Here is an 11,202-nt window from a genome sequence, read left to right on the forward strand (position 1 = left end):
CCTCCTAAAATCTAAAGTATAAAAACGGATTATAAGTCATATCTACAAGATAGGCTATTGACATAATTAGAAGAGTGGTTAAGGCAATATCTTCTAAAATATAAACTTTATCCCATTTAAGTTTAATATTATTATATAGATTTTTAAAAATATCAGTTGAAGCTATAGAAAGGATTATGATTAAAAATATATTTGTATAGAAAAGATATATCGTAGTATCATCAAATAAATTTCCACCAATTCCAAATAGTCTCTTTAAATATTCTACCATTAAACTCATATCTTCAAAAGAAAAAATAACCCAAGATATAACAACTAAAAACAGTGTATATACCCTTCTAAGTATAGTTGGAAGTTTTTCTAATATCCTTAATAAAAATAGTTTTTCAAATATAATTATTACTCCAAAGTAAAGTCCCCAAAATAGGAAGTTCCAGCTAGCCCCATGCCATATACCAGTTAGCATCCAAACTATTAATATATTTCTTAAAGTCTTTATCCTGTTTACTCTATTGCCACCCATAGGTATATATACATATTCTTTAAACCAAGTCCCAAGAGAGATATGCCATCTTCTCCAAAATTCTGTAATAGATTTTGACATATAAGGATAGTTAAAGTTTTCTAAAAAGTTAAATCCAAATATCTTTCCAAGTCCTATTGCCATATCGGAGTAGCCTGAAAAGTCAAAGTAGATTTGAAATGAAAATGCTACTATGCCAAGAATGGCTGTAAAAGTTGGAATTGAACTTATCTCCATCATCTTTACACTTTCCCAGAGAAGTCTTATATTGTTTGCTAAGAGTACCTTTTTAGATAGTCCTATTATAAATCGCTTTATACCTTCACTTATCCCCTCAAAACTTTCTCGTCTATTGTCTATTTCAAAAGCCACTGTCTTATACCTTACTATAGGTCCTGCTATTAACTGAGGAAAGAGCGTTACATATGTACCAAAAGATATTATATTCTTTTGTACCGGAACTTCTTTTCTATATACATCTATAGTGTAACTCATAGCTTGGAAAGTGTAAAATGATATTCCTATTGGGAGTGCTACATTAAGTAGTGGCAAATTTAAATTTAATCCACTATTTAAGTTTTGTATAAAAAAATCTCCATATTTAAAGAATGACAAAAGCCCTAAATTTATAAAGACAGAAAAGAGAAGACCTAACTTTCTACCAGGTTCATATATCTTTTTATCGTAGTAGTCTATAACTATTCCTGCACTATAATCTACTACTGTAGAAAAAATCATTAAAACTATATATCTCGGCTCTCCCCATCCATAGAAGACAAGACTAAGGATAAAAAGAGCTAGATTTCTAAACCTTTTAGGGATTAAAAAATATAAGATTAAGCTAATTGGCAAAAAATAAAACAAAAATAATATACTGCTAAAAACCATGCTTCTACCCCCATAAAGAATAATTAGCTTGGGAGTGTCCCAAGCTAATTATTCTTATTTAAAAAATTCGTTTATAATGTTTTCTACTCTTTTAACTTCAGCTTCAGAGAACTCTAGAGCTTCAGCACTTTCTTGATCTTCTATCTCATTCATCTTTCCTATCATTATAAAAAACACATAGTCTCCATGTCTTACAACTTTTGCAGATTTTACTTTTGCAATATTCATAGGATATTGCATAGATTCTTCATTTAGGTATTGTCTATATTCTTCAAGAGTTTTTTCTACTTCTTCACCTTTTCCATCTTTAGTTTTTATAGCTATAAATGTATCTACATGAACATTCATCATAGGAACTTCTGCTATAAACTCTTCTACATTTTCTTTATCAACCTTTGTAAGGTCTGATAATTCTTCTAAACTAAGACTCGTATCAGGTAAATAATCCTCTCCAAGTTCTTCTTTTACTTTAGCATGTATTGCCTTTATATCTACATCTTTGTTTCCCACTTCATTATTTTTTGGTGTACAAGCTATTAAAAAAGAAATAGCCATCACAGATACTAATAAAATGCTGATCTTTCTTTTCATTATAATCTCTCCTTAAAATTTATTAAGTGGACAAGGGGACAGGTACCTTGTCCATTACTCTTAAAAGTTTAGAAAGTTAATAGTTATAAATGCAGCAGCTATACCTCCTAATACAGAAAAGATAATATTTTTTTGAATATAAGCTATAGCACTTGCCGCTATGACTCCTATTATGGTAGGGATTTTCATATCACTTGTTGCAGTTAACACTCCTCTAATCATTAGTATGCTAAGAGATGTATATGGAATATATACTAAAAAGAGTCTAAATCTTTCATTTAATTCACCCTTTTTAATTATCATAAGTGGCATAAGTCTAGGGATATATGTTACAAGAGCCATCCCAAGTATAAGTGGTAAATACTTCATCTCTCTTCACCTCTATTTCCAAATATAAAACTTCCAATAGCAGAAGATATTATAATTCCAAGAATTATATCCCATCCTGAACCCATTATTTTAAGTCCATATATAAAAATATAAATTGCCATTGAGATTAAACTTAAAGTTAAAACTTTTCTATTTTCTTTTACTTGACTAAATAGAAGACCTGCAAACATAGCATAAAACCCAATACTCATGCTGGATTGTAAGGATTTTGGAAGTACTTCACCAACTAGATAGCCTATGATATTGCCTACCCACCAAGCTGCATGAGCTGAAAAAAATAAGCTTAGTATAAATGGAAGTGATAGATTTTTCTTATGAAAACTTATAAGTGAAAAACTCTCATCTGTAACTCCAAAGGCTACAAGTGGTATGTATTTTCTCTCTATATCTTTGAAGTCCAAGCTCAAAGAAGCACTCATCATAAGATGCCTCAAGTTTAATAGAAATGTCGCTAAGATTATACTGCTATAAGAAAGTCCTTGAACTATCATATCAATAGCCATAAACTGACTTGCCCCTGCAAAGACAAAAAAACTCATCGAAACAGTATCGATAATCGAAATCCCTGAACTCTTCGATAGGAGTCCACAAGACATTGCAACAGGGATGTAGCCTAATATTATTGGTATTGAAGTCGTAAACCCTCTTTTTATTTCGGCTTTAGTGTTTATAAATACCTCCTCCTCTTTTTACGTTTATATTCTATATTATACTATATTTGGGGAATTTTTTCTTAAAAACTTCTTAAAATTAGGCAATAAAAAAGCCCCCTTTCTAGTTGCTTGGGGGAGAATTCTTTTGTGCTTTTTTAAATGACATTAAAGGGGCCAATCTTAATTGTCATTTTTTAGGTTTTATCTAAGTATTTCTATGTTCTTATTTGTACAATCTTTTATTATCTCTTGGATTTCATTTAAACTTTCTATCATCTCTTTAGAGGCTACTTTAGCATCATTATAAATGTTTGTGGCAGCTTGTCTGTCACCATTTTTTATATTTTCTAAAAATATATCTCCAAGACTATGAACTCTATTATGAATGCTATCTATCTTTATCCATGCATCTTTTATATAACTATTGTCCATATCTATAGCTTTATAAAAATGACCAAATTCACATCTATTTGAATCGGTTTGAAGTGGCTTTAAGGTCATAGTATCTAACATTTCTTGAAGTCTTTCCACCCACTTTATATGAGATATTATAGCTTTTTGTATTATCTCTGTGAGTTCATTGTTACTTATAGCATTTTTACTTCCCTTTAAGTCTTTAAATAGATCTATAACTACATTAGAGAGTTCATCATCTATATTGGATATTGTCTTTGAAAATTGAACACTTTCAAGTGCCTGTCTTTCTATACCTTCAGCCATAAAACTTAGTTTTTCAGCATCGTGACTTGACTCGTTCATGGCATGAGTTATCTCTTGTGTAGATACCCTTACGTTTTCCATATCTTCATTTATAATATCGATATCTTTCATAACTTCTTTTAATAAACTTAAATTTCCATATACTGTTTCACTTACTAAATCTATTTTTGAACTTATCTCTTCTGTAGAATTTAGAGTGTTCTTTAAACTTATATCTCCTTCTTTTGTAGCAAGACCTATACTATCTATAAATGTATCCATTCCCATTAGGTTTTCTTTTGTATTGTCTGCAAGTTTTCTTATCTCCGATGCAACCACTGAAAATCCTTTACCATGTTCACCAGCTCTAGCTGCCTCTATAGCAGCATTAAGTGCTAAGAGATTTGTCTGTTCTGCAATTTTCTTTACTCCTTCAACTATCTTAGATACTTCAAAAGAAACTTTTATAAGGTCTTTAAATTTTGAACTTAAGTCCTCCGTGTCTTTTTTTACCTCTTCTTTTAAGCTTTCCATTTCCTTTAATATAACTATACTCTCATCATTTTTATCTGATAGCAAATGTGATTTATTGGATAAGTTCTCTAGAGTATTTGTAGTATTTATTACCGCTTCACCTACCTCACTCATGCTAGCTGTAGTTTCTTCTACTATAGCAACATTTGACTGGCTTAAAAGAGATATATCTTTAGAAAAGTCTAATAATTCTTTTGAAATATGGTTCATACCTACATCAAATTCACTTAATGATTTTGTTATATTCAATATTTCTTTAGAATAATGAGCCATTTGACTTTCTCTTTTGTCGAGTTTTTGCCTTTCACCTAATATTGATTTAGTGTAGTCATTGTCTGTTTTGTTTCTATTGAAAATACTTCTTTTAAAAGATTTCTCTTTTTCTCTACTAATTTCTTTTAACAATTTATTCAATCCTCCTTTTAATTTTCTATCTCATCTATACCCCATAGTTTTTATATTTACCACATTTTACTAAAATGTATCTATTTTTAAAAGAGCTTCTTTTAATTTTAAATAGAAGCTTTTCTCTTATAGTCTATATATTTATATTTTATGTCTTCTTGATGTATTATATTTCCTTCTTTTACAATTTCCCAGTCGCTACTTTCATCTAAATTTGGGATAGATGTATCATGCTGGGGAAATTCTTTTAATATCTTGGTAATATATGCCTTGTCACAATATTTTAATAGCTCTCTTACTATACTAGCCCCTCCAGTTACAAACACCTTTTTAGTTCCATCACTATTTATCTTATCTAGTGTTTTAAATAGATGATCTACTGAGTTTACTGTTACTATACCATCTTTTTTAAACTCTTTATCGCGTGTCATAACTATATTGACCCTATTTGGTAATGCCTTTTCTCCAGGAATTGCCATTAAAGTTTTTCTTCCCATTATGATAATATTTCCTGTAGTCTTTTCTTTAAATCTTTTTAGATCTTCTTCTAAGTCTACTAGCATTTTCCCTTTTAAACCTATATTCCAATTTTTATCTGCAGTAAGCATTAAAATCATCTTGTCCTCTCCTTTTAAATTGTTAGTTTCCCTATAAACACTTTTAAACTCTTTGAATATTATAATTATAAATGTTAAAGGGGTGATTATATGGAAATTATCTTGCTTGTACTGGCTGTAAGTTTAGATGCTTTTGTGGCTAGTATTCATTATGGTGTAAAAAAAATAAGGATTCCCTTTATATCTATCTTGATTATAAATATGATTTGTTCGTTTCTTTTAGGACTATCTATTCTTTTAGGTAAAGAAGCCCAAAGGTTTCTTCCAGTAGGTGCAACTAGTATAATTAGTTTTATTATACTCTCTTTTCTAGGAATGTACTACCTATTTGAAGGATTAATTAAGTTTTATTTGGAATCTAAAAAATCTCAAGAGGGTAAGCTAGAGATAAGATTTGCTGGGATACGTTTTATTGTAAATATCTATATAGATGAAACAAAAGCTGATAAAGACCGTTCTAAGATTCTAGATGCTAGGGAAGCGATCTATCTTGCTATAGCTCTATCGCTAGATTCTCTTACTATAGGCTTTGGAAGTGGTCTTTCCAATATGGATTATTTCAGTGTTATGACATTTTCTTTTATAGCTGGGTTTTTATCTATATTTAGTGGACTTAAAATAGGTGAAAAGCTTTCAAATGGGATAAGATTTAATCTATCTTGGATATCTGGAATACTTCTTATTATCTTAGCTGTTTTAAGACTATTTTAAATTCATTTACATTTTATGTGAAATTTTGTAAACTATAAGTATAATAACAAAAGAAGGAGTGGTATATTGAAAAATTTAGATAAACTATTAGAAAAATATGCAAAGCTTTGTGTAAAGGTAGGAATAAACATCAAAGAAGGTCAGCCTTTAGTTATAAATGCACCTATTGAGGGATTGGAGTTTGTAAGATTGCTCTCTAAAAATGCATACGAATTAGGTGCAAGTGAAGTCTATGTAAATTGGAGTGATGAAGTACTTACAAAACTAAAGTATAAAAACTCTCCTATGGAAGTCTTTGAAAACTATCCTAAGTGGAAAGCAGATAGCTTGGAAGATTTTGCAAAACGTGGTGCTGGATTTATTTCTATATCTAGTGATGATCCTGAACTTTTAAAAGAAATGGACCCAAAAAAGGTAGCCGCTGCTAATAAGTCTGCATCTATTGCCTTAAAAGAGTATAGAAAATATACTATGAATGATATAAACCCATGGCTTGTTATATCTATTGCAACTCGCTCTTGGGCAAAAAAAGTGTTTCCTAAACTAGAGGAAGAAAAAGCTTTAAAATCACTTTGGGATGCTATATTTAAAGCTACTCGTATAGATCAAGAAGACCCTATAAAGGCTTGGGAAGATCATATGGGAAATTTAAAGGAGAAGGTAGATTTCTTAAATAATAAAAAAATTAAAAGTCTTCACTACACTTCAAAAAATGGAACTGATTTAAAAGTAGAACTTCCAATTGACCATATCTGGGCAGGGGGCGGATCTATCACCTCTAGTGGAGTACCATTTGCTCCAAATATGCCAACTGAAGAAGTTTATACTATGCCTGATAAATATGGTGTAGATGGGGTTATCTATAGCACCAAACCTCTTAATTATGGTGGAAACCTTATAGATGAGTTTAAACTATATTTTGAAAAAGGAAAAGTAGTAGACTTTAGTGCCAGTGTTGGAGAAGAAGTTTTAAAAGATTTATTTGCTATAGATGAAGGAGCAAAACACCTTGGAGAAGTGGCACTTGTTCCATTTGATTCTCCTATATCCAATTCAAATATTATCTTTATGAATACATTATTTGATGAAAATGCTTCTTGTCACTTTGCATTTGGTAAGGCTTATCCTACCAATATAAAAGGTGGAGAAGATATGACTGATGAAGAGCTAGAAGCTCACCATGTAAATAATAGTTTAACTCATGTTGACTTTATGGTGGGAGATAGTACTACTTCTATAGTCGCCACAACTTTAGATGGTAAAACTCTACAGATATTTAAAGATGGTAATTGGGCATTTTAACTTTTTAAAAAAAGAGATTAAAAGTTTTAAACTTTTAATCTCTTAGCTTTTTTTGATTGTCTTTTCTCCACATTTAGGACAGGTAACTCTTACTTTTCCCTTTCCTTTTGGTACCTTTATTTCTTGCTTACAATTTTTACATTTAAAGTACTTATAACTTTTTCTGCCTTCACTTCTCGTCTTGAACTTTTTAAATCTAGTAGTTACAGGTTTTATAAGTTTTAAAAACTTTTGGTTTTCCCTGTATCTCTTATTTATATCTTTTGAAAGCACTCTATAATAGGCATAGATAAATATTAGTGTAGAGATTATAGATAAAGGCCTAAAATAAGGAGAAAATATCGAAATCAAAAACCCAAATATTATTATAGTCATGCTAAGTGCATCTACTCCATATCTTCCGTACATAAATTTTCTTAACCAGTTCATTAGATCATTCTCCTAGTTTTTATTTTATATTTAACTTTATCATAATTACTTGTTTAAAACAATCTATATAGTGAATCTATCTAATATTTCATTTGTATCTCTTGCTACTGTTTCTACCTCTTTGGCAGCATTTAGTATCTCTTCCATTATAGCACTTTGTTCTTGAAGTGATGCACTTATTTCTTGAGTAGCTGCACTAGATTCTTCGGTTACAGCTGATATATTTTGTATTGAAGCTGCAACTTTTTCTTTATCTTTATCTATATCATCAATATTCTTCAATAGATCATCTATTCTATCTACTATGGTTGTTATAGAATTAGCTATAACTATAAACTTCTCTTCAGTCATATCTGTAGCCTTTTGACTCTCTCCTATAACTCCTCCTGCATCTTCCATCATCTTTTTAGTCTTATTGATTTCGCCATTTATACCATTTATAGTGTTTTCTATATTTTCTATATTGTCCTCTACTTGTTCTGCAAGTTTTCTTATTTCTGTGGCTACAACCGCAAAGCCCTTTCCATCTTCTCCAGCCCTTGCTGCTTCTATCATAGCATTAAGTGCTAAAAGATTTGTTTGATTTGCAATTTCTTTTATTGTATCTGTAATACCTGCTATAGAAGAAGATTCTCTATCAAGTATATCTATTTGTGATACGACTTCTCCCAATGCTTCTATATTTTTTACACCTATTTCTTTTAAGTTTTCTATCGCAATTTGTCCTTCTTTATTTGCACTTACTATTTCTTTTACTCCTTCTTCTACTACTTTTGAATTATCTACTGCCCCTTCTACGTTTTGGGAAAGTTGGTTTAATTTATAAACTGCCTCTTCTGCATCATTTGCCTGAGTACCAGCTCCTTTAGCAAGTTCTTCTGTGGCTTCTGTTATCCCTTCAAAGGTACTTGTTACTTCCTCAATATTTTGGGCTACATCTTTTGCATGTTCATCTACATTTGAAACTGCCCCCTTTATATCTATAACAATCTCTCTTAAGTTTTTAGTCATAGAAATATAAGATATTCCAGCATCTGTTATTTCATCTTTACTCTTAAACTTTCTAAAATTTTCTAGTGTTTCTTTATCAACGCTTAAGTCTAAGTCTTTTGACCTATTTAATGATTTTTTCATCATTAATAACCTTTTATTTATATTATTTGATAATACAACTGCTAAAGCAATACTTATAAAGATAATAATTAAAAGAAATATTAAAGATATAAATCTAGATGTTCTAAATTTATTGCCAATCTCACGATAACCTTCTTCTACTATCTTGCCATTATAAACAATTAAATTATCACTTTTATCCATTATTTCAATATATTCTTTTAGAGAATCTTTTAACATAAGTTCTGTTGCCTTTTCATCTTCATTAATAATACTCAATCTTAAAACTTCAGAACTTAGATCCAGATACTCATCTATATCTTTATCTAGATCGCCTATTAGTTTTTTGCTTTGCTTTGTTTCTAATGTTTTTTTATATTCATTTATAAATTTTTTTAATTCTTCTTTTTTATCATTAAGTTCTTGTTCAACTTCTTTCATAAGGTTTAAATCTTCAAATGAAATATGACGATATTGACCCCCTCTAAATTCTGCTATATCTGTTTTTATCTTATGTGAAAGATCAATTCCTTTAAAGGAGTGTTCTATAATCTCATTAGAGATATCCTTTAAGCTTTTAATAACATTTAAACTATACACTCCAAAAGATATTATCAACAGTACAATTAAACCAAATGATATAAACATTTTATTTCTTACACCAAACCTCATATTTACCTCACCCTTCTTTTTTATATTTATTACTATAATATTCAAAAGACAAGCTTTGGTGTATAAAAAAACCTACATAAAAATTATGTAGGTTAAGTGTAATCTATATCTAGTGTTATATTAAAGTTTTTATCTTGATATCTTTCTTTTAGCCTCTTTTGAGTATTTTCCTTTATATCTTCTACAATATCTTGTTTTTTTAGTTTTTCTCCATATATAACCATGTCAAATTCTATTATCTCTACTCCCGATGATTGTGATATATGAAAGTCGTGCATAGATTTATATAGTGGATTTTCTTTTAAGATATCTTTTATTTCTTTTCTTATATTGTATCTTTTTTCTGATTCTTCTACTAATGGATCCATATGAATTACAAGCGTTAGTTCATACTTTTCTCCTAATTCTCTTTCTGCTATCCTTATCTCATCATATACTTTTACTATATCTAGACTAGCTGGAAACTCTGCATCTATAACTGCTATAGTCTTATTTTCACCATATGAATGTATAAGGAGATCATGAACTCCAGTTATGTATTTATATGATAAAACATCTGATTGGATTCCTTCAATCAGTTCTTTAGAAGGGGCTTCTCCAATAAGGGGATTTATTGTTTCTTTTACTAGATTATATCCATTGTATATTATTAAAAAGGATACCACAATTCCTATAAATCCATCTATTGGAAGTGTGGTAAACCTTCCTATAATCAAAGATACAGCTACCACACTTGTTGTAAGTACATCCCCTAATGCATCTACTGATACAGCTTTTAAGCTTTTAGAATTTATCTTTTTGGCAATAGTTTTATTGAAAAAACTAAGCCATATTTTAGAAAGTATAGATAGGGTGATTATTATAAATGATACTAATTCAAATTCTACAGGGGTGGGATTTATAATCTCTTTAAAAGAAGATGTTGTAAATTGAAAACCTACAATCATAACTAAAAATGCCACCATAAGACCTGAGATATATTCTATTCTTCCGTGTCCATAAGGATGTTCCTTATCTGGAGGCATTGAAGATAGTTTAAATCCTACAAGAGTTATAATAGATGATAATGTATCTGTCACATTGTTAAATCCATCTGCTATAACCCCTATAGAAGAGATCATAAAACCTATGATTAGTTTTATGATCGAAAGAATTATATTTGTAATTATACCTACTATACTTGCCATATAAGCTATTTTAAGTCTTCTTTTTTCATCGCTTGATTCATTCTTTGTAACAAGTCTTATTAAAAAGTTTGTCATTTTATCTTTCCTTCACTTTTATTTATTTTCTAACCCTTTTAATATTTCTCTATACCCCCTATCTAAAGAAAACATCCCTAGATAATTATTATTATCATCTACAATAGGAACTACTTTTAAACCTTCCTTAAAAAGAAACTCTACTGCTTTCATCATAGGAAAATTAGAACTTATAAATTGTGATTTTTCTATATCTTTAAAAGTTATATTTTCCTTAGTAGAAGTTATCATTCCAAGATAATCTCCTTCTGAATCTATTGCGGGTATCTTTTCCATTTTTTGTTTAGAACCATTTAGTTTTATTATATCATTATTTCTATCAAATAGTATATAGGGATAGTTTTTGTCTATTCCCTCTAATACTTTTGTTGTATTCATAAATGAAGAAAAACTTTTTCTACCAAAGAACTCTT

12 protein-coding genes are annotated in these 11,202 nt (G+C 29.7%); 2 read left to right on the forward strand and 10 right to left on the reverse strand.

Features of this window, described 5'->3' with window-relative positions:
* Positions 1-4: 4 nt before the first annotated feature.
* The 6 genes from TICRE_RS08510 to TICRE_RS08535 form a co-directional block, all read right to left on the reverse strand.
* Positions 5-1,261 carry an MBOAT family O-acyltransferase gene (locus TICRE_RS08510; RefSeq protein ID WP_198927537.1) on the reverse strand — a complete coding sequence of 419 codons (1,257 nt, stop codon included), beginning with the start codon at positions 1,259-1,261 and terminating at the stop codon, positions 5-7.
* 204 nt (positions 1,262-1,465) lie between these two features.
* Complete coding sequence (locus TICRE_RS08515; RefSeq protein ID WP_075727112.1) at positions 1,466-2,002, reverse strand: DUF4358 domain-containing protein; 537 nt, start codon at positions 2,000-2,002, stop codon at positions 1,466-1,468.
* Between the two features lie 60 nt (positions 2,003-2,062).
* Positions 2,063-2,371, reverse strand: a complete 309-nt coding sequence (locus TICRE_RS08520) for an AzlD domain-containing protein (RefSeq protein ID WP_075727113.1) — start codon at positions 2,369-2,371, stop codon at positions 2,063-2,065.
* A complete protein-coding gene (locus TICRE_RS08525) occupies positions 2,368-3,063 on the reverse strand; it encodes an AzlC family ABC transporter permease (protein WP_075727114.1) in 696 nt (231 codons plus the stop codon). The genes TICRE_RS08520 and TICRE_RS08525 overlap by 4 nt, the downstream gene beginning before the upstream one ends.
* A 183-nt stretch (positions 3,064-3,246) precedes the next feature.
* Positions 3,247-4,683: a methyl-accepting chemotaxis protein gene (locus TICRE_RS08530; RefSeq protein ID WP_075727115.1), complete on the reverse strand. Its 1,437-nt coding sequence runs from the start codon at positions 4,681-4,683 to the stop codon at positions 3,247-3,249.
* A gap of 107 nt (positions 4,684-4,790) precedes the next feature.
* Positions 4,791-5,300 carry a dihydrofolate reductase gene (locus TICRE_RS08535; RefSeq protein WP_075727116.1) on the reverse strand — a complete coding sequence of 170 codons (510 nt, stop codon included), beginning with the start codon at positions 5,298-5,300 and terminating at the stop codon, positions 4,791-4,793.
* Between the two features lie 90 nt (positions 5,301-5,390).
* Here TICRE_RS08535 and ytaF point away from each other — a divergent pair, with 90 nt between their 5' ends.
* Together ytaF and TICRE_RS08545 are read left to right on the forward strand one after the other, a co-directional pair.
* Positions 5,391-6,011 (forward strand): sporulation membrane protein YtaF, encoded by a 621-nt coding sequence (gene ytaF / locus TICRE_RS08540; RefSeq protein ID WP_075727117.1) that lies wholly within the window; start codon positions 5,391-5,393, stop codon positions 6,009-6,011.
* Between the two features lie 66 nt (positions 6,012-6,077).
* Complete coding sequence (locus TICRE_RS08545; protein WP_075727119.1) at positions 6,078-7,313, forward strand: aminopeptidase; 1,236 nt, start codon at positions 6,078-6,080, stop codon at positions 7,311-7,313.
* Between the two features lie 42 nt (positions 7,314-7,355).
* Here the strand turns inward: TICRE_RS08545 and TICRE_RS08550 are convergent, their stop codons facing one another.
* The 4 genes from TICRE_RS08550 to TICRE_RS08565 all read right to left on the reverse strand — a co-directional run bounded on the left by TICRE_RS08550 (position 7,356) and on the right by TICRE_RS08565 (position 11,167).
* The gene (locus TICRE_RS08550) at positions 7,356-7,742 is read right to left on the reverse strand and encodes a hypothetical protein (protein WP_075727121.1); all 387 of its coding nucleotides are present in this window, start codon (positions 7,740-7,742) and stop codon (positions 7,356-7,358) included.
* A 63-nt stretch (positions 7,743-7,805) separates the two neighbouring features.
* Positions 7,806-9,572, reverse strand: coding sequence for a methyl-accepting chemotaxis protein (locus tag TICRE_RS08555; RefSeq protein WP_158016496.1), 1,767 nt, complete (start codon positions 9,570-9,572; stop codon positions 7,806-7,808).
* A gap of 47 nt (positions 9,573-9,619) precedes the next feature.
* Entirely contained in the window at positions 9,620-10,789 is a 1,170-nt protein-coding gene (locus tag TICRE_RS08560; RefSeq protein ID WP_075727125.1) for a cation diffusion facilitator family transporter, read from the reverse strand.
* Positions 10,790-10,807: 18 nt separating this feature from the next.
* Positions 10,808-11,167 carry a CBS domain-containing protein gene (locus tag TICRE_RS08565; protein WP_075727127.1) on the reverse strand — a complete coding sequence of 120 codons (360 nt, stop codon included), beginning with the start codon at positions 11,165-11,167 and terminating at the stop codon, positions 10,808-10,810.
* Positions 11,168-11,202: the final 35 nt, after the last annotated feature.

Source organism: Tissierella creatinophila DSM 6911 (genome assembly GCF_001940565.1).
In the GTDB taxonomy this organism is placed as follows: domain Bacteria; phylum Bacillota; class Clostridia; order Tissierellales; family Tissierellaceae; genus Tissierella_A; species Tissierella_A creatinophila.